18 protein-coding genes are annotated in these 21,920 nt (G+C 67.0%); 16 read left to right on the forward strand and 2 right to left on the reverse strand.

Annotation, left to right across the window (positions count from 1 at the left end; translation table 11 throughout):
* Positions 1-216 precede the first annotated feature (216 nt).
* Positions 217-648: a hypothetical protein gene (locus LGT36_RS10225; RefSeq protein ID WP_226095585.1), complete on the reverse strand. Its 432-nt coding sequence runs from the start codon at positions 646-648 to the stop codon at positions 217-219.
* Between the two features lie 178 nt (positions 649-826).
* Here LGT36_RS10225 and LGT36_RS10230 point away from each other — a divergent pair, with 178 nt between their 5' ends.
* The 16 genes from LGT36_RS10230 to yicI all read left to right on the forward strand — a co-directional run bounded on the left by LGT36_RS10230 (position 827) and on the right by yicI (position 21,125).
* On the forward strand, positions 827-1,318 hold the full coding sequence (locus LGT36_RS10230; RefSeq protein WP_226095586.1) for a tetratricopeptide repeat protein: 492 nt from the start codon (positions 827-829) through the stop codon (positions 1,316-1,318).
* Positions 1,319-1,377: 59 nt separating this feature from the next.
* A complete protein-coding gene (locus LGT36_RS10235; protein WP_226095587.1) occupies positions 1,378-2,661 on the forward strand; it encodes a serpin family protein in 1,284 nt (427 codons plus the stop codon).
* A gap of 405 nt (positions 2,662-3,066) precedes the next feature.
* The gene (locus tag LGT36_RS10240) at positions 3,067-3,870 is read left to right on the forward strand and encodes a sensor histidine kinase (protein WP_226095588.1); all 804 of its coding nucleotides are present in this window, start codon (positions 3,067-3,069) and stop codon (positions 3,868-3,870) included.
* The gene (locus LGT36_RS10245) at positions 3,867-4,526 is read left to right on the forward strand and encodes a response regulator transcription factor (protein WP_226095589.1); all 660 of its coding nucleotides are present in this window, start codon (positions 3,867-3,869) and stop codon (positions 4,524-4,526) included. Before LGT36_RS10240 ends, LGT36_RS10245 begins: the two co-directional genes overlap by 4 nt.
* 118 nt (positions 4,527-4,644) lie before the next feature.
* Positions 4,645-5,418 carry an ABC transporter ATP-binding protein gene (locus LGT36_RS10250; RefSeq protein WP_226095590.1) on the forward strand — a complete coding sequence of 258 codons (774 nt, stop codon included), beginning with the start codon at positions 4,645-4,647 and terminating at the stop codon, positions 5,416-5,418.
* On the forward strand, positions 5,415-6,962 hold the full coding sequence (locus tag LGT36_RS10255) for an FtsX-like permease family protein (RefSeq protein ID WP_226095591.1): 1,548 nt from the start codon (positions 5,415-5,417) through the stop codon (positions 6,960-6,962). Before LGT36_RS10250 ends, LGT36_RS10255 begins: the two co-directional genes overlap by 4 nt.
* A complete protein-coding gene (locus tag LGT36_RS10260) occupies positions 6,959-8,938 on the forward strand; it encodes an FtsX-like permease family protein (RefSeq protein WP_226095592.1) in 1,980 nt (659 codons plus the stop codon). Before LGT36_RS10255 ends, LGT36_RS10260 begins: the two co-directional genes overlap by 4 nt.
* Positions 8,935-10,791, forward strand: a complete 1,857-nt coding sequence (locus tag LGT36_RS10265) for an FtsX-like permease family protein (protein WP_248642066.1) — start codon at positions 8,935-8,937, stop codon at positions 10,789-10,791. The genes LGT36_RS10260 and LGT36_RS10265 overlap by 4 nt, the downstream gene beginning before the upstream one ends.
* A gap of 135 nt (positions 10,792-10,926) precedes the next feature.
* Positions 10,927-12,906 (forward strand): FtsX-like permease family protein, encoded by a 1,980-nt coding sequence (locus LGT36_RS10270; protein ID WP_226094804.1) that lies wholly within the window; start codon positions 10,927-10,929, stop codon positions 12,904-12,906.
* 334 nt (positions 12,907-13,240) lie between these two features.
* On the forward strand, positions 13,241-13,729 hold the full coding sequence (locus LGT36_RS10275) for a phosphoribosyltransferase (RefSeq protein WP_226264415.1): 489 nt from the start codon (positions 13,241-13,243) through the stop codon (positions 13,727-13,729).
* A 56-nt stretch (positions 13,730-13,785) separates the two neighbouring features.
* Positions 13,786-14,208, forward strand: coding sequence for a rhodanese-like domain-containing protein (locus tag LGT36_RS10280; protein WP_226094611.1), 423 nt, complete (start codon positions 13,786-13,788; stop codon positions 14,206-14,208).
* A 238-nt stretch (positions 14,209-14,446) separates the two neighbouring features.
* Positions 14,447-15,475, forward strand: a complete 1,029-nt coding sequence (locus LGT36_RS10285; protein ID WP_248642068.1) for a LacI family DNA-binding transcriptional regulator — start codon at positions 14,447-14,449, stop codon at positions 15,473-15,475.
* Positions 15,476-15,585: 110 nt separating this feature from the next.
* Positions 15,586-16,911: an ABC transporter substrate-binding protein gene (locus LGT36_RS10290; protein WP_226094837.1), complete on the forward strand. Its 1,326-nt coding sequence runs from the start codon at positions 15,586-15,588 to the stop codon at positions 16,909-16,911.
* A gap of 69 nt (positions 16,912-16,980) precedes the next feature.
* Positions 16,981-17,949 (forward strand): carbohydrate ABC transporter permease, encoded by a 969-nt coding sequence (locus LGT36_RS10295; protein WP_226094835.1) that lies wholly within the window; start codon positions 16,981-16,983, stop codon positions 17,947-17,949.
* A 5-nt stretch (positions 17,950-17,954) separates the two neighbouring features.
* On the forward strand, positions 17,955-18,851 hold the full coding sequence (locus LGT36_RS10300) for a carbohydrate ABC transporter permease (RefSeq protein WP_226094833.1): 897 nt from the start codon (positions 17,955-17,957) through the stop codon (positions 18,849-18,851).
* Between the two features lie 3 nt (positions 18,852-18,854).
* Entirely contained in the window at positions 18,855-21,125 is a 2,271-nt protein-coding gene (gene yicI / locus LGT36_RS10305; RefSeq protein WP_226264484.1) for an alpha-xylosidase, read from the forward strand.
* Between the two features lie 69 nt (positions 21,126-21,194).
* Here yicI and LGT36_RS10310 read toward each other — a convergent pair whose 3' ends face one another.
* Positions 21,195-21,833 carry a hypothetical protein gene (locus tag LGT36_RS10310; protein ID WP_226095065.1) on the reverse strand — a complete coding sequence of 213 codons (639 nt, stop codon included), beginning with the start codon at positions 21,831-21,833 and terminating at the stop codon, positions 21,195-21,197.
* Between the last annotated feature and the right edge of the window lie 87 nt (positions 21,834-21,920).

Consider the following 21,920-nt stretch of genomic DNA (forward strand, 5'->3'; position numbering starts at 1 on the left):
CGCGGCCCGCACTTCAGCGCGCACCCGTACCGTCCCGCGGCCCGCCCTTCAGCGCGCACCCGTACCCTCCCTGACACCCGGTCGAGGGCGCGTCCCGCGTGTCGCGCGCGACACGCCGCACCTGCACGGACCGCTGTGTCAGGGACGGTACGCAGGGGTGAGCGTGCCGCCGCGGATCATCAGAGGCCGCAGGGGTGCGCACGCGCGTAGGCGCGGCTACGCCGCGGCGAGGTAGTCCGCGAGCGCGTCGCGCGACTCGCGCAAGAGGTCGTCCCACTGGAGGCCAGGCGCCCTGAGGTGGAGCAACTCGTTGCCCTCCCAGCGGTAGGCCTCCACTCCTAGGACCCGACCGAGAATCACGCCCACCTGGCTCACCACGTGGGAACCGAGCATCAGTTCGGCGGAAGCGGCGATGAGCAGCACGTGCGTGTAGCCCTCAACGCGAGACGTCCCGCAATCGAGGATGACGGCGCGCGGTCCCACGGGCACGCGTGGCTCGCGGGAAAGTGCCTCGCCGGGCGATCTCCCTGGCAGTCGGCCGGTGTCGTCCGCTGCTCGCGGGGCATAGCGCGAGGCGCCATCACGCAATCGATGCGTGATGGTTTGCAGGGCAGTCGTGTCGATCGTGCCCTCGCCTCGTGCGGTCATTCCCTTACCCCTTATGGCCTGAATCGTCCTCTTCTATTGAGGCCCAGGCATGCCACCCCTGTCTAGTCAGTGTCGGCAAATCCACACAAAACCCCCGGACCTTGTACCCACCCACATCGCTCTGCCCGCGTGAGCGCGACGCCGTCGCTCGGCGGACGACGCTGTCATAGTGGTCGGCATGGACATCAACGCGTGGGATCGCGCAATCGACGCCTTCTATGCGCGCGACTTCACGGAGGCCGACCCCGCCGGCACCGTGGCGGCGATGCGCGAACTTCTCGACACCATGGCGGCGGACGACGCTGGCGCCCTCGTGGCGTTCGAGTTGGCCGGGGTGCACGATTCCCTCGGGCTTGAGGTCGAAGCCGTGCCTTTGTATCGCGAGGCGCTCGCCTCTGGGCTGGACGCGGACCATGCCTCGCAAGCCCGCATCCAACTAGCCAGCACGCTGCGCAATCTGGGCCAGTTTGATGAGGCCGTCGAACTGTTGTCGGTCCCCGCTGAAGGAGATCTGGAGCCTGCCCGCAAGGCTTTCCTGGCGCTCACGCTGCACTCGGCGGGGCGCGCCGATGAGGCGTTGCGTGAGGCGATCGAGGGCATCGTGCCCTGCCTACCGCGGTATCAGCGGTCGCTTGCCAGCTATGCCGCCGCGCTCACCGACCCCAAGTAAGTGAGCTCGACCCAACGCCAGTGGCACCTTAAGCGTCGTAGTGTCGGAAGGGACTCGCCATGACTCGTCACCACCGCTCGGCCGCAGGCATGGTCGCCGTATGCGCAATCACGCTTGCGGCCTGCGCGTCACCCGGCGCCTCCGGGACCAGTTCGCCCGACCCAGAGGTCGACCGTCCAGCGCCGGACTCCCCCCATACAGAGGACCTGGCCCGCGCGCTGAACGACACCGGATTCGCGATCTTCAGGGCGGCCGCCGAGGAGGGCGAAAACACCACGGTGTCGCCGCTCAGCATCGGCACCGCGTTCGGCATGCTCAATGCGGGCGCGACCGAGCCGGTGGCTGGCGCACTAGATGAGGCCTTCGCCTGGCCGGTCGAGGGCCCACAACTACTCGACGCGTTCAACTCGCTCGACCAGCGCGCATCCTCGGAACCAGCCGACTTCCCAAGCCCTGGCCAGGACGAGCCCGTCCACGCCGTCGTCCGCATCGCGAACAGGATGTTCCTTGACGAAGGCTTCGAGCCCCAGCAGGACTACCGCGAGCGGTTGGCCGCATCGTTTGATGCCGGTGCCCAGGTGACGCCCATGAGCACCGACCCTGAGCAGGCGGCCGACGCCATCAACGGTTGGGTCGACGACCGCACCGAGGGCCTCATTCCTGAACTCGTGACGCCGGAGATCTTCGACGATCAGTCGCGGCTGGTCCTCGCGAACGCTCTGTACATGAAGGCGGAGTGGGCGCATCAGTTTGAGGAGTTCGCCACGGCGGACGAGCCGTTCACGCTCCCGGGCGGCGACACCGCCGACGTCCCGATGATGAACAGTGGCATCCGCAATGGCACGGTGCACGAGGGCGAGGGCTTCGTGTCGGTGGTGCTGCCTTACGCCTACGACGAGCTCGAGATGGTGGTGGTGGTCCCGGATGACGGCGCGTTCGAGGACGTGCGTGCGGCGCTGGGCCAGGACACGCTCGACCAGATCGACTCCGCACCGGAGGGGACGGGCTACACGCTCGCGATGCCGCGCTTCACGGCCGAGTCGCGCACGGACTTGCGCGCCGTCATGGAGGGTGAACTGGGCATCGAGGACCTGTTCGGCGTGGTCGGCTTGGACGGGATTGCTCCCGACATGTACGTGAGCGCCGCGGTGCACGCCACCAAGGTGATCGTGGACGAGGCGGGCACAGAGGCCGCCGCTGCGACCGCCATCGTTGCTGGCACCACGAGCATGCCTGCGCCGCCCGAGTTCGAGATCAGGGCTGATCGCCCGTTCCTGTATGTCATCAGGGACAACGACACGGGCGCGGTGCTGTTCGTGGGCCAGGTGCTCGACCCGCGGTAGCTGCCAGCACGCCCCGAAGTGGCTCGATTCGTACCGCCTGGCGGCGGTCCGGGCGCCTTGGTGGCTTGATTCGTACCGAGCGGCGCCAGCGAACGCGTGCCACGCCCGATGAAGCGTCGCACGAGCACCACAAATCCTCGGTGTCGGCCGACGTTGTGCGGGGCCCTCCGGGCAACGGGGGGAAATGTGGTGCTGGCGCGAACGCGTGCCACGCCCCCGGCACCGTCGCGAGAGCACCACCTTTTGGACTCAGTAGCGCTCGCCGTGCGGAGCCATCAGCGCAGGCAGCCGATTTGTGGTGCTCGCGCGACGCGGGTCGGCGCCGGGCATGCGACGGGCGGACGGGCTCCACCCGCAGGTCAGGCCTGCGAGCACCCCGCCACGCACACGCCGTACCCTGAGCCCATGATGTGGCTGGGGTGGGTGCTCGCCGCGGTGGCCGGGGGCGCTGCTGCGTGGGCGTTCGCCCGGCTCAGCGCGGAGCGCCGCCACACCGCCGTGGCCGAGCGCTTCGCCGCACGCGAGTCCCAGGCCGCCCAAGCCCTCGCCGCCTCGGACGAGCGCGCCAGGATCGCGCGCGAAATGCACGACGTGGTCGCGCACACCCTCACGGTCGTCGTCGCCCAAGCAGACGGGGGCCGATTCGCCGCACGCACCGACCCCGCCGCAGCCGCGCGCACTCTTGACACGATCGCCGACGTGGGCAGATCAGCGCTCACCGAGATGCGAGCACTCCTCGGCGTCTTGCGCACCTCAGAAGGCGAGGCGGAACTTGGGCCCCAGCCGAGCGTCGGCGACATCCCCGGCCTGGTCGCGACGGCGAGGGAAGGCGGCCTCGACGTCTCGTTCGTGACGACGGGAACCCCGCGACCGCTTCCCATCGGCGCCGGGCTGACGCTCTATCGGATCGCTCAAGAGGGCCTCACCAACGTGCGCAAGCACGCCGGCCCCGTCGCCACCGCGTTCCTGCAGTTGACATGGGATGACGACGACGTGACCCTCACCGTGAGTGACGACGGCAGGGGCGCGGCGGCACAGTCGGACGGCACCGGCGGTGGTATCCAAGGTATGACCGAGCGGGCCACCGTCTTTGGCGGCACCCTCACGGCGGGCCCGAAGGCGGGCGGCGGCTTCCTCGTGAGGGCGCGGCTCCCGTTGCCGCGCCGCGAGCACACCGAGCACACCGAGCATCACAAGGAGACCGAGTGACCATCCGCGTAGCGCTTGTCGACGACCAGCAACTGATCCGCGCTGGCTTCCGCATGGTGGTCGCTTCGCAGCCAGACATGGAGGTGGTCGCGGAGGCCGGATCGGGCGACGACGCCGTGAGGGCTCTCGCGGCGCTCCGCCCGCCGGCCGACGTGGTGCTCATGGACGTCCGGATGCCCGGCCGCGACGGCATCGACGCGTGCGCAGAGATCACCGCCAAGTCGCCCGTGAAAGTGATCATCCTCACCACCTTCGACCTCGACGAGTACGTCGTGGCAGCCATCAAGGCAGGCGCCAGCGGGTTCTTGCTCAAGGACGCGCCGCCGGAAGACCTCCTCCACGCGATTCGCACGGTCCACGCTGGCGACGCCGTGATCGCCCCCACGGCCACGCGTCGGCTGCTGACGCGACTGGTCACCGCGCTGCCCAAGTCGGGAGAGGCCCCCGGCATGGCCGACCTCACTGCCCGCGAGCGCGAGGTGTTGGTCCTGATGGCGCGCGGACTGTCCAATCAAGAGATCCGCGCCGAGCTGGTGCTCGCTGAGCCCACCGTCAAAACTCACGTGGGCCGAGTGCTCGCCAAGTTGGGGGCGCGCGACAGGGTCCAGGCCGTCGTGATCGCCTACGAGACCGGCCTGGTCACGCCCGGCACGTGAGCCGTCATACCGCGGTACCACCGCAAGTCCATCCCCCGGTCCGATGCGCTGGCGGCGGGCGCTCCCGTAGCGTCAAGGCATCGACACCCTTGGTGTGGATGCAGAGGGGGGAGGCGCCGTGACGGATCAACCGTCGACAGCGGCCGGGGAGCAGTCCGCGCCGTTGGCGTTGCGCTCACGCGGCCTGACCAAGACCTACGGTTCTGGTCAGGCCGCCGTGACCGCAGTGGACCACGTCGACCTCGACATCGACGCTGGCGTGCTGACGTCCGTCATGGGGCCCTCTGGTTCGGGTAAGACGACGCTGGTTCACCTACTCGCGGGCCTCGACCGCCCGGACGACGGCCAGGTATGGGTGGGCGACGACGAGCTCACCGGCATCTCCGACGCCGCGCTCGCCCGCATCAGGGGGCGCGTGGTCGGCTTCGTGTTTCAGGGCTTCAACCTGTTGCAGACCATGTCCGCCGCGGACAACATCGTGCTGCCGCTGCGCCTCAACCAACTGCCGCGCGATCCTCACTGGCACGCGACGCTCATCGAGATGCTGGGGATCGGACGCGAGCTCGAACGAAGGCCATACGAGCTGTCCGGCGGCCAGCAGCAACGAGTCGCCATCGCTCGCGCGCTCATCACCAAGCCGCGCGTCGTTCTCGCCGACGAGCCCACCGGCAATCTCGACACCCACGCGAGCGCGCAAATCCTCTCCCACCTGCGCACCAGTTGCCGAGAGCTGGGCCAATCGGTGGTGATGGTCACGCACGACCCGACTGCAGCGTCGTACGCCTCCAAGGTGTTGCTTTTTGCTGACGGCAAGGTCGCCGGGCACATCGACAGTCCGTCGCCCGACGCCGTGCTTGCGGGCCTCGACGCGCTCGCGGGAGTCGAGCGGTGAGTTCGCGGGTGGTGCGGGGACTTGAGATCGGCGTGTTCCCCGTGTTGTGGACCACGAAGAGGCTGCTGTCGGTCCCGGTGATGTGGTGGACGCGCACGGCCCTCGCGCTTGTCTCGGCCTCATTCGGATACTTGGTGTGGGCGCGCTTCTTCGCACCCCACGGCACGCTCACGGGCACATGGTCGGGCTATTCCAATTCCCTTGCGTACGGTGTTGCCTGGCTGTGCTTCATCATCCTCATACAGGCAGGGCCTCGCGGACTCGATCGTCTTGGAATCGCCCTGCTACACCGCGTCGCCCGCATGCTTCCCGTGCGCGGTCAAGGCGCACTCGCCGTGACGAGGCACACACTCGAAACCCGCGACAGCGACAACAAGGCGTCCTTCTGGAACCGCCGGTCTGAGGTCGGCGGGTTGGTCGCGGCAGCCCTGCTGGCCTCAGGCCTCACGGCGGCGTTCACGATCGACCGCGCGATGGAACGCCAAGAGGATGCGTTGACTTTCACTGCAACAGTGGTACCACTTGACACCACGCAGGAGTCCGCTTCATCCGGCGTCGGTGTGCATCGTGCGGCTCTCGATCCATCCGTCATCACCGTCCTCGAAGCGGACCCCTCGCTGGCCGTCGTGCCATACGGGCGTGTCACGGTTGGTCCTACTGGTGGGGTCTCTCCCCAGGCCACGATCACGCTAGTTTCCGTAAGTGACCTGGACGGGGTGGTTCCCGCTGGCGCGGGACCGCTCGGGCTTCAGGACGGCGTGATGCTCAGCCCCGAACCGGAGAGCGAGGAACTCGCATTTCCTGCCCCCCGACAGGTGATCGATGTCTCGACGGGGACCGGCACCGCGACGCTACTCAACCGGGTGTGGTCGCACCCCCTCTCGTTCGCGACCCGCTCGTGGGGCGAGGCGGCCTGGGGCGAGATCCCGGTGGTTGGTGCCCTGGTGGCATACGTCGGCGGCGAGTTGCCCGCGGGAGAGCGCTTCGACTACGTCGCCGCTGCGACGGCTCGTGCCGGCGCTGAGGCACAAGTGCTGCCAACCCTGAGCGCAGAGGCCCTCGCGTTTCGTCAGGACGAGGACACGTTCACGCGTGGCTATTACGGCGTGATGTCAGCTTTTGTGGTGGCGTTGGCGTGTTTCGCTACCGTACTGATCGCCGTACGCACGGTGAGGAAGCACCGCCAGGTGCGAGCCACCGTCGCAGCGCTGGGGGCCACCCCACGTGCGCTCGCGCTGGCAGTACCGATCGACGCAGGGATCACCCTCGCGGTTGCCTCTGCCGTGGGCGCACCCATCGGGGTTGCGGCCGCAGCTGTGGCCAAGGTGCCGAACCTTTTCGCTTTGGGAGCCCCTTTCAACATCAACGCCATCGTGAACGGACTCTGGTGGAACCTCACCCAAATCTCCTGGGGGCCGGTGGCCGGGGTGGTGGGTGGGACCTGGCTCGTTGCGGTCGCGGCGACCACTGCCTACGGGTTTGCGGTGGCGCGACGCACACCGGTTGACGAGCTGCGCGTGGCGATCAAGGAGGGGGCGCTGTGAGCACCAGGTCGAAAGCTGACTCCACACCACGGCTCGGCGCTCTGCAGTGGGTGGGACCCGGCCTCGTAGGGTTGCTCGCGCTCGCCGTTGCCCTCGCACAGGAGCCGCTCTTCACACGGCCGACCTCCAGCGGTTCCGGTTCGATTACCCCGATCCTGCCCGCGTACTACGACTTCCTGATCATGCTGTTCTACTCACCGGTCCTGATCGGACTGCTCGCTTCGCTCATCGGCGCTTTCCGCGCGATCTCGACCGCCTCTCATCGGCGGGAGTTCCGCGCGCTCATGGATCTGGGCGCGCCTCGCAAGGCGCTCGTACGTGAGCAAGTGCGCCTCGGCCTGTTTCACGGTGCCGTCGCGGCGCTGACGGGCACCGTCCTTGGCACCGGGATCACCCAAGGTGTGGCGGGCCCGGGCGGACACTTCAACTCCAATACCGCCTGGACGCTGCTCACGGTCCTTCTGCTGTTAGTCGTTGCCACCACGCTCGCGTACTGGTTCGTGGGGTTCTGGGTCACGGGCGGCACTGGCCGCGCAGTTTCGCCGCGCGACATCGAGGTGGCGATGGGCGTCGAATCGGTGCCCATTCCCAGGCGCCGCCTGAGGCGATTCGCCGTGCCGCTTGCACTGGCCGCGTTCGTCGTGGTGTCGGCGCTCGTCACTCCTCACCTTGAAACCTCGAACTTGGAGTCCTCAGGGCTCGTGAAGGTCTGGATCATCGCCTACTCGATGGTCGCGTTCTTTGGAATTCCCTTCCTCATCATCTGGGCGGGAGCGAAGGCAGCCGCGTGGCTCAGCCACCTCACGGGACGCGCACTGCTTCACGGCGGTAACGCCGCGAGGATCGCGGGCGACGGGCTCACGCGCCCCACTCCAGCGCGTGCCGTGGCGATCGGCGCCGTGGGACTCGTGCTCGGCGGCACGCTCGCCATCGGCATCATGGTGAACGCGTTGGAAGCCCGCAATGACGCGGGCGCGGCTCTAACTCCAAGCCTCATGGTCTCGACCACCGGGCTGCCCGACCGTGACATCGTCGCCCAGGCCTCGCAGGCCGTCGGCTGGAACTCGCAAGGACTCGACCCGGAGCTGGTGGCGGCGCTTCAAGCCGATGACCGCGTCATCGCAGTCCCTGCCGCCATGCTCACAGCTCGCGTCGGCTCCACGGACGGGTCGCCTGCGGTGGGGGACGACAGCACCACCTACCTCGCCGTCGACCCCACAGACCTGGACCGGGTCAGCAAGGGCTCAGCGCGAGCGCTGTACTTCGAGGGCGCGGTGGCGATGGGGGGCGGCGTCAGCCCCGCGGTGCTCTCGGTGGGAGAGGCGTCGGCCAAAGTGACCTCACCCAAGGTGGGTGGGCCCTTCACGGCACTTCCTCGCGATTGGGCCGAGGGCGAGTTCGGACGGGGCGTCACCAGTGCTGTGTTGCTGTACGACGGAGAAGCCGGCGACGCTCAGGCGGCAATCGTCGACTACGACGTTGACGACCTCCGTGTGACGGACTTCGGCGGAGGCGGCACTGGCTCAGGCGGGCTCAACCGCGCCGGCGTGCTCACGGTCTCAGGAACGCTCCTCCTGCTCGCAGTTGGCATGGTCATCGCACTGTCCCTCAGCGTGCAGCGGACGCGCGGGCACGACTACGCGACCATGTCTGCGCTCGGCGCGTCACGCCCGGCGCTCAGGTGGGGCACGGCCATCGAGTCCGCAGTGGTCGCAGCCTCGGGGTCGGTCATGGGGATCTTGCTTGGGGGCGCGTGGGGACTGTGGCTCGGTCTGAGTAGCGACCGCATCTCGTGGGAGCTCGTGTGGACAGGTATCGCCTTCGATCTCGACCACGCTCCATGGGGCACGGTGCTGACCCTGGCTCTCGCCGCGATCGTGGCCTCCGCCATTGCCTCCGTCATAGCGCGCTCCCGTCTCGAGCGTCTCACCCCCGCCGAGCAACTGCGCGAGGCGATCAAGGAGGGGGCGCTGTGAAGCGGCTGGCGGCGTGGGTGGCAGCTAGTGCGTCGTTCGTCTTCATGCTGATTGCCCTGCCGTGGGATCGACAGTCCTGCCCGCCAGAGTCATGCACGATGTCGACGTCTTACGTCGGCCTGGGGATGCCCGCACTCATCGCGGCACTGGTTTTTGCGGTTCCCGTCGCGGTCCTCACTGCGATCCTGGTGGGGCTTCTGGGCGTGCGGGATGCCAATGAACCCCGCGATGTCGCCGTCATGGCCGCGCTCGGACAAACACGAGCCGCGGCAATGCGCGTCGCTGCAACGACCGGCCTCCGCCACGCAGCAATCGGGGTCGGAGGGGCCTACCTCCTCACCGGCGCAGCGCACCTGGCGATTCTCGCGACAACCGGTTGGCCGGTGCTCACCACCGAGGTCGAACTGTGGCTTGGACGCTTCATCCTCGCCGGGGTGGGCAGTGTGGCGCTGATCCTCGCTCACGTCATCGACGCCACGCGACCGCGCCGGACACCGGTGGAACGACTCCACGAGGACGCCGTCGATATCGTCGACTCCCACCGATCGATCACGCGAAACGCGCGCATCATCGGGTGCCTCGGCGGCCTCGCGAGCGGGCTTGTCGTCGGGCTTGCGATCAGCCACGATGAGCTCGGCGGTGAGGCACCGAGCGCGGTGAAGACGACCGCTGGCGTTGCCGTCACCGTCCTCGCCTTCGCCTGCGTCGGCTTGCTCCTCGCTGTGGTGATTCCATGGGCGCGGGGCATCGCGCCTCGCGTGTTGCACGCGTCGGCCGCGATTGCGGGGAGGTTCCGTGCGCCCCGCCTTGCTGTCATCTTGGACAGTCGCGCACACTCCGCCTCCATCGTCGGCGGCCGCATCGTGAGCGTCCTCGGGGGGATGGCCTTCCTCGTCGGCTTTCTCTCCGCGGGACCGACGAGCCCCGCGATGTCAGACCTCTTTCTGCAGTCCGTGCACTTTGGCACGACCGGAAGCCCTCACGAGGTGATCGACCAGTATCGCGCCATCGATGGTGTGACGGTGGTGGTGGGTAAGGCGCAGCCGCCCTCCGACGACTTCGCGCCTGTCCTCGTCAACCCCGGCGACCTCGCGGAGGTTGACGAGACTCTGCGCGCGCTCTTGCTGCGCTACCCACGGGCCGTCATCGGCGGTTGCGGGTCATCCCTTGAGAGCAGCGGCTTTGCCGGGTTCGTCCCCAGCGGCATCGTGCCATTGGAACGTGGGTGCGTGTCGTTGGTCAACGACTCCGCCGCTAGCGTCGGCACGGGTTCCTATGCGCTCCTGCTGTATGCGGAAGAGGGTGCCGACCGCTCAAAAGTGCAGACGATACTCAACGGCATATCGCCGCAAGGCACGGGAGTCACCTACTCCGGTTACTCCACGATGGGAGCGTCGAGCACGACCATGCTCGGCACTCTCGTTGAAGTGGGATTGGTGGTGATCCTGGTCGTCGTCCCGATGGTGGCCCTCAGCGTCGGCGTGGCACGCAGGAGGCGTCGGGACGACGCCACACTCGCGGCGCTCGGGGCAGCACCTCGCACTCTGCGCACGGCCGTGGTGGTGGAATCGACAGCGATCGCGGCCTTCTCCGTGGCGACGGGCCTGGCGTGGGGCGCGCTCGCCCATGCGCTCGTGACGGCGGTCAACTTCGCTCGTCTGTCGCTGGGCGGCGTCATCACGGACTCGTACTTGCGCTGGACCCTGAGCTCCATCGCCTGGAGCGACATTCTCATGATCGGCGCCGCTGCCGTCCTCGTCTTCGGGGCCACGTCGGCGGTCGCCGCGCTTGCGCTACGGCGCCGCACTCCCGTGGAGAACCATCGCCCTGTGAGTTCCAGAGTGTTGTCATGATCCTCATGCTTCCGGGCGGCCCGGCGGTCGTGCGATGAGTTGGCTTCTAGTGTTCGGCCCAGTGCCTGCCGCTTTCATGGCCAGGCGCACACCTGTCGACGAGTGGTGCGAAGCGATCAAGGAGGGGGTCGGGCGATGATCTGGCAACTTGTCCGGGAGCAACTGCGTTCCCAACGACGCGCGGCGGGCGCGCTCTTCGTGCTTGTGGCACTCACTGTCGGGCTGTCCGCGGGCGCCGGCATCGCATCCGCGACCGCCCAAGCGGATACGACAGCCGTCAACCAGGACGGCTCGTGGCCCACGGGTACCGCCGGCGCCTGGATTCCGGTATGGGTACCCGAACCAGGCGTCGACACCCTCTCCACATCCCTTCCCTTCAAGCCCCTTACTCTGAGCGAGTACGCCGAGATGCTGGCCGCTATTCGGGCAGTAGACCCTCACGCCGTGGTGCACTTCGCCGTGGGGGCCCGCACGCAAGCAGAGGACGCTGCGCCCACGATCGCAGTCGCGCGCGACGGGGACTTCGCCAAGGACTTCTTTGTCGAGGGCAGCGCGCCCATAGTGGGCGAGGTGGCACTCTCGGTTCCCCGAGCGCGCGAACTTGGGCTGAGCATCGGCGATGCCCTGCCGGTCTACGACGACGCCGGTGGCACCGCGCTCACCCTGGTGGTGTCGGGGCTCACTCGTACGGACCAGGGCCGGTGGTCCGACGTTCCGATCGTCTCCGTCGAGGATGGGCTGCGTCTCGCGTCGGTGTCACCAACTTTTTCCTACACCACCGCCTCCGGCGACCCCGCGACAGTGGTCGACTTCACGGTCGTGTGGGATGGCGACGTGCCGGCTGGTGTGGCCAAGACCCTCGCCAAGGCTTCTGGGGACGACTCGTTACTCTTCTCCGACGCCGGGCCCCGTGCCGCTACTCTCATGCTGACTAACAGCTCCCCGTGGCTGCTCCTCGCAGCCGCGGTCACGGCTGTGATCGCCATCGGCGCAGCCGTCGCCTCGGGCAAGGACCAAGGCAGGCAGCGAGCCAGCTGGGTGGGAACCGCCAAGGCGCTCGGGGCCGCCCGGCGCGACGTGGTTGGCGCGACACTCCTCGAGGCCGTTGGGGTCGGTCTGCTCGCGTGGCTCGCCGCCATCGCAGTCGCATGGGGCGTCAATGTTGCGGCTCTGTGGCCGCGCCGCGCCGACGCCGCTTGGATCCTGGAGCGCACCGCGCCGTCAGTTCCTTGGTGGGTGGTGCTCGGGTCTGCGCTGCTCGCCGTCGTGCTCGCTCTCATCATGGCTGCCGTGCCGGCACTGTGGGCCGCACGCGTCCCGCCACGCGAGGCACTCGTACCGAACCTCACGATCGAACGCGCAGTCCCCGGACACGCGCGCCGCCTGGCCGTCTACGTTCTTGTCGCTGCGGCGGGCGTGCTCGCAATCGGGTTCGTCCAGGCGCCAGTCGGGTGGACACTCCTCTTCACTGTGACGACTGTGGGGGCGCTCGGGGCTGCCGTCGAGACGGCGCGGCTCGTGACGCCGCTGCTTTCTCAACGACTCGTCGCAGCACGCGCACCGTGGGCGATTGCCGCAGGAGACGCGATGGGCGCACGGCCCGGCGCGGCAACGTTCCCCTTTGCTTCGACCGCCGCGGTGTTCGCGGTGACCACGGGTTGGCTGACGTGGCAGGCAGGCGAAGGCATGACCGGCTCCTTGTGGAAGGACTGGAACGCGCGGGCGCTGGCGGGCGTCGCCGTGTTGGCACTGCTCGCGCTGATCATCGCCGTCGCGGTGTGGATCGGTGGTGGCCGATCGCGCGTCGACGCCTCAGTCCAGGGCGCATTGGGCTTAGGCCACAACGCCCGCATCATCGCATCGTTGGCGCGGCTTGGCGCGCCCGTGCTTGCGGGTGGCGTGGTTGGGGCAATTGCCGCGGTGGCGGGAGTCGCACTGCTAGGCGCGGCTGCGTCGTGGGGCGCGTTGATATGGCCGCCGCAGACCACCTCGTGGCGCATGGTGGCGACCACCGGCACCTCCATTCTGGCGATGATCCCGGGCCTGATCGTTGCCGCCGGAACCGCAGGCCTCGCGTCGTCACGCACCGCCGATGTGCGCGTGCCCCGCTCTTAGTCAGGGCGTAGGCGCCCGCAACCAGCGGCATCGCGTCAAGAACTCACTACGCCACGCGCACGGGGCCAATTCGTCCGCCGCAGGGGTGCACAGACGGTCATCGCGGTAGTGAGTTCTTCACACTCCGAAACGAATTGGGTCGCGCCGATGGCGCTGCGCCGTCGAGTGAGGAGCGGCCAGACCGTCGCGGGAGCACCACAAATCCACGGGTGCGGCCGAACCCGCACGGCACGCGCGCGCCGAGCGTCCATATGTGGTGCTGGCGCGACGGGCCGCGTAGACAGGTCCTGCCTCCCCCCGGGTAGTCTCGCTTCACCCCACCGTGAGGAGCCCCATGTCAGAGCAAGACCGCGAGATCCTCGCCTGGCAGGGCTTCGGCGATGCCTCCCGCGACCTCGCCCAGGCGGTCGCGGACTCGGGTTTCCAGCCCGACGTCGTAGTGGCCATCGCCCGCGGCGGTCTCCCCGTCGGCGGCGCGCTTGCCTACGCGCTCGGCACCAAGGGCGTCGGCACCATGAACGTCGAGTTCTACACGGACATCGACGAGCGCCTGCCAGCGCCCATCATCCTGCCGCCGCTGCTCGATACCGAGTACATGCAGGGCCTCAAGGTATTGATCGCCGACGACGTGGCCGACACGGGCGAAACCCTCGCCTTGGTCAAGACGCTCATGGAGCAACACGCTGGCGAGGTACGCACCGTCACCCTGTATGCGAAGGCGCGCTCGGTCATCGAGCCCGACTACGTCTGGAAGCGCACCGACAAGTGGATCACCTTCCCCTGGTCAGCCCTGCCTCCCGTCACCGCTTCGAAAACTTTCTAGCCCCAGGGAGCCCGTCTCCCTAGACTGTGTTCGACACTCAACGTGGAGGAGGGCTCATGGCCGAGTACGAGGGCGACATCACGCCCCAGCAGGCTTGGGAGATGTTGCTAGACAACCCCGCAGCGGTATTGGTGGATGTGCGCACCGAAGCCGAGTGGCGGTTTGTTGGCGTACCGGACACCTCCGAGACGGGCAGGGAGCCCCTCTTTGTCGAGTGGATCAATTACCCGGGAGGGGCGCCCAACCACGGCTTCCTCGAGGAGCTCGCCGACGCTGGGATCGTCCCAGATACCGGCGCTCCCCTTCTTTTCTTGTGCCGTTCTGGCCAGCGCAGCATGGGGGCGGCTGCGGCCGCGACTGCGGCGGGCATGGGTCCTGCGTACAACATCCTGGATGGCTTCGAGGGCGGTCCCGACGTCGATGGTCACCGCGGCGTGCAGGGTTGGAAGGCCGCCGGTCTCCCGTGGCGTCAGGGCTGACAACAGCCCTCGCTGTGTCAGCGACCTCCCGCCCCGGCCGCGTACCAGGGCCTTCGCCTTGCCGCATCTGCGCCACGAGCCCCGCACCGCTCGAACCGGTTTGATAACGATTCTGCAACCCTGTTGCTTTCCGCCGCGCGACCGTCCTATTGTCATTGACAAGCGATATCGAAGCGCTTCGACGATTTCGGCGAACTGCCGGCTCACGAGCGCTCCACTATGACGATGAGGTCAGGACATGGCAACGATCGACGACGTCGCCCGCGAGGCGGGCGTAGCGATCTCGACGGTGTCCTATGCCCTTTCCGGCAAGCGCAAGGTCAGCGCCGATACTCGCGCCAGGATCGAGGCAGCCTGCCTGGCTCTCGACTACGCACCACGAGCGTCGGCAAGGGCCTTGGCCGCCAACCGCTCTGAAGTCATCGCCGTCACGGCGCCGCTGCACCCCGACACTGATCCCTCCGCTCACATGGCCTTCGCCATGGAGGTCACCATCGCGGCGCGCACCCACGACTACGACACTCTGCTGCTCGTCCACGACGATGCCCAGCAAGGCATGCGTCGATCCGCCGCGACCGCTCTCGCCGACGGCATCATCGTGCTCGACGTCGCCGCCCACGACGAACGCGCCACGCTGGCCCGCAAGCTCAGCTGTCCCGTCGTCTTCATCGGCGTGCCCGAGGACACCGAGGGCCTGGTGTGCGTGGACCTCGACTTCGAAGCCGCGATCAGGACCTCGATCGACACTCTCATCGAGGCGGGACACCGCAGCATCGGCCTGGTCAGCCAGCACCGCGAGACGCTAGAGCGGGAATCCAACTACCCCCTGCGCGTCGTCCATGAGTTTGAGCGCTACGCGCAGGCCTGCGGCATTGAGTACGCCGTTGCGTACCCAGAGACCGACGACGCCGCCCCGGTGCTCGACGATCTGTTCGCCGCGGCACCAGGCATGACCGGCATCGTGCTCAGCACGGCCAACGCGGTCGCCCAGTCCCTTCAGGCAGCCCTGGCCGCTCGCGCCTTGAGCGTGCCAAAGGACGTCTCGGTCATCGCGGCGGGAATGACCCCCGTCATGGCGCGCACGCCGCTTCCCTACGACACGCTTCCGTTGGACCCCCGGCTCACCTGCCCCGTTGCCGTCGACATCCTTGTCGACCTCCTCGAGGGGAAGGCGCCATCTCAGGGCGTCACCCTCGTCACCCCGATCTATCAATCCCAAGGCTCGGTCGCACCTGCGCCCGCTGCCGCATCCCTGCAGGCCAGATGATGCTCCACCCACAGCATCGTCGTAGAATCGTCGGCTTCGTCGAAGCGCTTCGATTGATGTCGCCTGCGAACCCCACGGCCCTCGGGCCACTACAAGGAGGTAGGAATCCCATGAAGTACAGGAACCGCACCATGGGGGCGCTCGTCGCCGTCGGTGCACTGACACTCGCGGCATGCTCGTCCGGCGACTCGGACGACACAACCGCACCCACGGGGGCAGGCGGCGAAGCCGACTTCTCCGGCGAGACGCTCAAGGTCATGCACTACGAGGGCGACGAGTCGGCCATGGGCAAGGCCTGGAACCTCGCGATCGAGATGTTCGAGGAGCAGACCGGCGCGACCGTCGACCTGCAGACCACCGCATTCGAGGACCTCAACGCCTCGGCAGAGCAGCTCTTCGACTCCTCAGACGCACCAGACGTGTCCGAGTACAACAAGGGCAACGGCACCGCTGGCCAGCTTGCGGCCATCGGCGTGATCCAAAACCTGGACGACGCCTACGCCAAGTACGGCTGGGCCGACAAATTGGGCGCTGGCGTCGACACGATCGCCAAGTACAACGAAGACGGCGTCATGGGATCGGGAAGCTTCTACGGCGTCCCCAACTACGGCGAGTTTGTCTTCATGTACTACAACACCGAGATGTTCGAGGAGTACGGCATCGAGGTGCCCACCTCCCAGGAAGACCTCGAGGCAGCCATGCAGACCTTCGTTGACAACGGCATCACGCCGCTGACGACGTCGGCTCAGGAATACCCCATGGGGCAGCTCTGGTACCAACTTGCGCTGAGCCAGGCAGACCGCGACTTCGTGAACGCTTACCAGCTGTACACGGAGGAAGTGAACTGGCAGGGCGAGGAGATCTCCTACGCCACCGAAACCCTCAGCGACTGGGTCAGCAACGGCTACATCAGCAGCGAGGTCTCCGGCCTCACCGCCGAGGACGCAGGCCTGCAGTTCATCAACGGCGAGGTCCCGATGTTCTACTCGGGTTCGTGGTGGTACGGACGCATGCTGTCCGACGTCACCGACTTCACCGTGGGCATCACCAACTGGCCTGGCACCACCCTCACGCCCGGTTCAGGTGGCAACATCTGGGTCATCCCCGTCGAGTCGAAGCAGCCTGAACTTGCGGAGATCTTCATCGACATCACGATGAGCCCCGAAGTCCAGGCACTGCTGGGCGAGTCAGGCGGACTGCCGGTCGCGGCCAACACCGAGGACGTTCAAGACCCCGACGCTCAGGCACTCATCGGCCTGTTCAACGAGGTCAACGACCGCGACGGCCTGTCCTTCTACCCCGACTGGCCGACCCCCAGCTTCTACGGCGACCTCAACGGCGTGATGCAGGGCCTGGTCAACGGCACCTTCACTCCCGAGCAGGCGCAGTCTGAGCTCGAGAACTACTACGAGAGCTACGTCTCGACGGTTCGATAGTCACACCATCCCTTCAGGTGCGGGGGTCCTGGTCTCACCACCAGGGCCCCCGCCGGAGACGGACCCCTCATGCCATCTATGACCCGCACCCCCAAGCGCCAGGTGCAGCCCCAAGACGCCCCCCGCATCCCGCAGCGCGGTGGCGGGAAGCTCGGCTACTGGCTGTACTTCATTCCCGGCGCCATCCTCGTGGGCGTGGTGATCTTCTACCCGATCATCCGCAACCTCCGGCTGAGCTTCTTCCATTGGCGCGGCGGTCGCGCGGAAGAGCAGTTCGCCGGATTCGAGAACTGGACCGCGCTCTTCCAGGATTCCGAGTACCTGCAGTCCTTCATGAACATCGCCTTGGTCATTGTCGCCATGGTGATCGTCCCGACGCTGCTTGGCCTCGTGGTCGCCGCCGCGCTGTTTGACGTGGTTGGCCGCCGATTCGGAGGCAAGCTCTCCAGTTTCTTGCGCGCCACCTACTACCTGCCGCAGATTCTGCCGATCGCGGTAGCGGGCGTGATGTTCAGCTGGATCCTCAAGCCCAATAGCGACGGCGTGCTCAACCAGTTCCTCAGCTTCCTCACCGGCGACGACGTCGCGGTGAACTGGCTGGGAGGCCAATACAGCACCGCCATCATCTCCACGATGGTGCTGATGATCTGGATCCAGATCGGCTACCCCGTCGTGATCTTCATGGCCGCGCTGCAGCGCGTGGAACCGGAACTCTACGAAGCATCGGAACTCGACGGCGCCAACTGGTTCCAGCGCTTCCGCGCCATCACCCTGCCGATGATCCGGCCGGAGGTGTTCGTGGTGGGCCTCACCACCACCATCGCGGCACTCAAGGTGTTCGCGCCCGTCTTCATTCTCACCAGGGGCGGTCCGTCGAAGTCCACCTACGTGCCGTCGTTCTATGCCTACCAAGAGTTCATCAGCGGCACCGACAAGGGCTACGCGGCCGCGATCGCGTCGTCCATCACCATCGTCGTCTTCATCGTGTCCGTGATCTTCATCAAGGCGCAGACCCGCGCCGAACGAAAGGATGCGTGAGCGCCATGACGACCGCACCCGCCACCCTCAACGGCCAGGGCACCAAGCACCGCCCTGCGGGCACCAAGCACAAGAAGCGCGGCCGCACCACCAGCGAGTGGATCGTGCTGGTGCTCATGGCACTAGGCGCCTTGCTCGTGGTCTTCCCGATGCTGTTGTTGCTGATCAACGCCTTCAAGTCGCCGGCCGACTACGCGAACTCCAATCCGCTCGAACTGCCTGAAGCGCTGAGCTTTGACGGCATCCAGGCGTTCTGGAGCGGCCACAACTTCCCGCGAGCGCTGTGGAACTCCGTGTTCATCTCCGGGATGGTCGCCATCCTCGCGGTGATCCTTTCCGTCCTGAACTCCTTCGCGATCGGCATCGGCCGCGTGAAGGGCCGCACGTGGCTCATCCTCGTGTTCCTGATGGCCAACTTGGTGCCACAGGAAATGCTGTTCGACCCGCTGTTCAAGCTCTATGACGACTTGGGCCTGCTCTCGAACCCGTGGTCCGTCATCATCACCTTCACGGTCATTCAGTCGGCGTTCGGCACGTACCTGCTGTCGAGCCTGCTGGGCACCTTCCCCAAGGAGATCCTCGAGGCGGCGGCCGTTGACGGAGCCTCCCGCTTCCGCTCGCTGCGCTCGATCATCGTGCCCATCCTGAAGCCGACGCTGTCCGTCCTGATGGTCTTCTTCTTCATCTGGACGTGGAACGAGTTCCTCTTGCCGCTGGCCTTCCTGAATACGGACGATTCGCTCACGGTGCCGCTCGTGCTCGAGCAACTCAACGGCGAACGCCAGACGGACACCACCACGCTGGTCGCGGGAACCCTCATCAGCGTCATTCCCACCATCATCTTCTTCCTCATCTTCCAGCGCACGCTGACCAGGGGAATTACCGCAGGAGCAGTGAAGTAAGCCATGAAGTTCACCGACGGTTTTTGGCAGTTGCGACCGGGAGTCACCGCCGCCTACGCGCAAGAGGCGTACGACATCATGGCGGATGGCGACAGCATCGTCGTGACGGCCCCCACCAGACGTATCGAGACGCGCGGCAACGTGCTCAACCTGCCGGTACTCACCACCACCATCACTGCCGTCGCCGACGGCGTGGTCAAGGTGCGCGTCGAGCATCACACCGGCGTGAACACGCCGCGCCGCTTCGAGGTTAATGAGGAACGGGTGCCCGGCTCCCTGTCGATCACCGACGATGAGGGCGTCATCACCGCCGGCGGCCTGCGCGCCGTCATCAAGCGTGGCGCTCCCTGGGACCTGTCGTTCTGGCATGGCGACACGCGCCTCACCGGCTCCGGCCACAAGGCCCAGGGCTACATCACGCTCGCCGACGGTGCCCCGGTCACCACCGACCCAGCCGGCGTGGCAGGGGTGACCACCACCGGCCTTGCCCCGTCAAGGACGTACGTGCACGAGCAACTCGATCTCGGCGTCGGCGAACTCATTTACGGCCTAGGCGAGCGCTTTGGCCCGTTCGTGAAGAACGGCCAGACGGTCGAGACGTGGAACGCCGACGGCGGCACCAGTTCGGAGCAGGCGTACAAGTCGATCCCGTTCTACCTCTCGAGCGAGGGCTATGGCGTGTTCGTCAACCAGCCTGAGCACGTGTCCTTCGAGGTGGGCAGCATGGCGGTCGAGCGGGTGCAGTTCTCCACGGCGGGCGAGGGCCTCGAATACTTCGTGATCGACGGCCCCACCCCCAAGGACGTGATCGACCGCTACACGCGCCTCACGGGCAGGCCTGCCGAGGTCCCCGCGTGGAGCTATGGACTGTGGCTGTCCACCTCGTTCACCACGGACTATGACGAAGGGACCGTCAACTCCTTTGTGGACGAGATGCGCGACCGCGGCATCCCCTTAAGCGTCTTCCATTTCGACTGCTTCTGGATGCGCGAGTTCAACTGGACAGACCTCGAGTGGGACTCGCGTGTGTTTCCCGACCCCAAGGGCATGCTGCACCGCCTCCACACCGAGCGCGACCTGCACGTGTGCGTGTGGATCAACCCCTACATCGCGCAGCGCTCGGCCCTGTTTGCCGAGGGCAAGGAGAAGGGCTACCTGGTCAAGCGGGTCGACGGCTCCGTGTTCCAGTGGGACTGGTGGGTCGCGGGCATGGCGCTCGTCGACTTCACCAACCCCGACGCTGTCACATGGTTCCAGGACAAGTTGCGTGCGCTACTGAGCCAGGGCGTCGACGCTCTCAAGACTGACTTTGGCGAACGCGTCCCCACAGACGTGGTGTGGCATGACGGGAGCGATCCCATGGTCATGCACAACCTGTACACGCAGCTGTACAACAAGGCGGTCTTCGAGCTCCTCGTTGAGGAAAGGGGCGAGCGCGACGCCGTGCTCTTCGCCCGCTCTTCCACCGCCGGCGGCCAGCAGTTCCCCGTCCACTGGGGCGGCGACAACACGTCGTCCTTTCCGTCGATGGCGGAAACGCTGCGCGGAGGCCTGTCCCTCGCGTCGTCCGGCTTTGGCTACTGGAGCCACGACATCGGCGGCTTCGAAGGCACCCCAGACCCCGCCGTGTTCAAGCGGTGGGCGGCGTTCGGCCTGCTCTCTTCGCACTCCCGCCTGCACGGCTCCGACAGCTACAGGGTGCCGTGGGCGTTCGACGAGGAGGCCGTCGCGATCACCGCGAAGTTCACCCAGTTCAAGAACACGCTCATGCCCTACCTGTACGCGGCAAGCGCCGACGCTGCGGCCAAGGGCGTTTCCGTGGCCAGGCCGATGTTCTTCGAGTTCCCTGATGACCCGGCCGTCGCCTACCTCGACCGGCAGTACATGCTGGGCGACAACTTGCTGGTTGCACCCGTCATGTCCGCCTCTGGCGAGGTGCAGTTCTACCTGCCGCGGGGCACGTGGACCAACATCTGGACGGGCGAGACCGTGCCTGGGGGAAGCTGGCTCACCGAGGTTCACGGCTTCGAAACGCTGCCCGTGTACGTACGCGAAGGTGCGGCCATCGGCATCGGCGCCCACGCCGACCGCCCCGACTATGACTACCTCGACGGACTGACCGTGCGCCTCTACGGCGTTGCCCCAGAACTGGACCTGACCATGCCGGTGGTCCAGCCCGATGGCACTGCGCATGTGATCCGGATTACCGGAACTCCCGATGCGCCAGTGGCGAGCGAAGCGGGAATCACCGTTCAGGTGGTCTCCCGGCGTTAGCAGCCTGGTCCCGCGGGCACCTCCCTTCCCCGCGGGACCGGGCTGCTGCCGCGCACGGCGGCGGTTGCTCTAGGGCTCGATGACCTCAGGGTCGACCGGCTCGACAGGGGTGTCCACGCAGTCGTGCATCCCGCCGCCCGGTAGCGCCGCCCGCTCCTGTGCTGTCAGCATGTGATCAGCGTCTGAGGAACAGATGCGGGTGATGGTGGTGAGACCCTCAGGGTCGACCATCACTCCGCCAGGGTCGTCCGCGACGAGCGGCAATGAGTTCCAGCCGCAGCGTTCGTGCTCCTCGCGTAGCGACTGTTCCTCGACATCCTCGAACTGCGCCGCCACCATCACGCCGGTGTCGGCGAACCCCACGGCGTTGCCGTCGGCGTCGAGCATGGCTGGGCCGTCGAAGTTCTCGCCGGGGTGCATGGGGTCGGCCATCACGGAGGGTGATGCGCTGTAGCCAGCCGGAGGCATGAAGGGCACCTCGACCGTCTCGTCGTCGACTCCAAAGCGGGCTTGCCAACACACCGTCATCACCGAGCGACCGTTCTGATCGGTGCGCTCCTCCACATTGGTCGCCAAGAGTGTCACGGGGCCCTCGACGCGCACGCCAGGCACGAGGTATTCGAGGGTGGTCGAACTGTTGCTACCAGACGGCGCGCACGCCGTCGCGAGGAGCGCGAGTGCGCTTGCCACCGCCGACCGTTTCCGCATGCTGTTCACGCTACGCTCCCCGCCAGGTCGAGGGGACGCGAAAGGGCCCCCACGGCATGCGCCGCGAGGACCCTTTCGGTGCTGACG

Origin of the sequence: Demequina sp. TMPB413, assembly GCF_020447105.2 — a bacterium.
Lineage (GTDB): Bacteria > Actinomycetota > Actinomycetes > Actinomycetales > Demequinaceae > Demequina.

Coding starts and splice junctions, on each gene's coding strand:
- LGT36_RS10240 (WP_226095588.1), top strand. CDS start 3,067: ATGATGTGGCTGGGGTGGGTGCTCGCCGCGGTGGCCGGGGGCGCTGCT.
- LGT36_RS10275 (WP_226264415.1), top strand. CDS start 13,241: ATGTCAGAGCAAGACCGCGAGATCCTCGCCTGGCAGGGCTTCGGCGAT.
- LGT36_RS10230 (WP_226095586.1), top strand. CDS start 827: ATGGACATCAACGCGTGGGATCGCGCAATCGACGCCTTCTATGCGCGC.
- LGT36_RS10310 (WP_226095065.1), bottom strand. CDS start 21,833: ATGCGGAAACGGTCGGCGGTGGCAAGCGCACTCGCGCTCCTCGCGACG.
- LGT36_RS10285 (WP_248642068.1), top strand. CDS start 14,447: ATGGCAACGATCGACGACGTCGCCCGCGAGGCGGGCGTAGCGATCTCG.
- LGT36_RS10225 (WP_226095585.1), bottom strand. CDS start 648: ATGACCGCACGAGGCGAGGGCACGATCGACACGACTGCCCTGCAAACC.
- LGT36_RS10235 (WP_226095587.1), top strand. CDS start 1,378: ATGACTCGTCACCACCGCTCGGCCGCAGGCATGGTCGCCGTATGCGCA.
- yicI (WP_226264484.1), top strand. CDS start 18,855: ATGAAGTTCACCGACGGTTTTTGGCAGTTGCGACCGGGAGTCACCGCC.
- LGT36_RS10300 (WP_226094833.1), top strand. CDS start 17,955: ATGACGACCGCACCCGCCACCCTCAACGGCCAGGGCACCAAGCACCGC.
- LGT36_RS10295 (WP_226094835.1), top strand. CDS start 16,981: ATGCCATCTATGACCCGCACCCCCAAGCGCCAGGTGCAGCCCCAAGAC.
- LGT36_RS10280 (WP_226094611.1), top strand. CDS start 13,786: ATGGCCGAGTACGAGGGCGACATCACGCCCCAGCAGGCTTGGGAGATG.
- LGT36_RS10270 (WP_226094804.1), top strand. CDS start 10,927: ATGATCTGGCAACTTGTCCGGGAGCAACTGCGTTCCCAACGACGCGCG.
- LGT36_RS10290 (WP_226094837.1), top strand. CDS start 15,586: ATGAAGTACAGGAACCGCACCATGGGGGCGCTCGTCGCCGTCGGTGCA.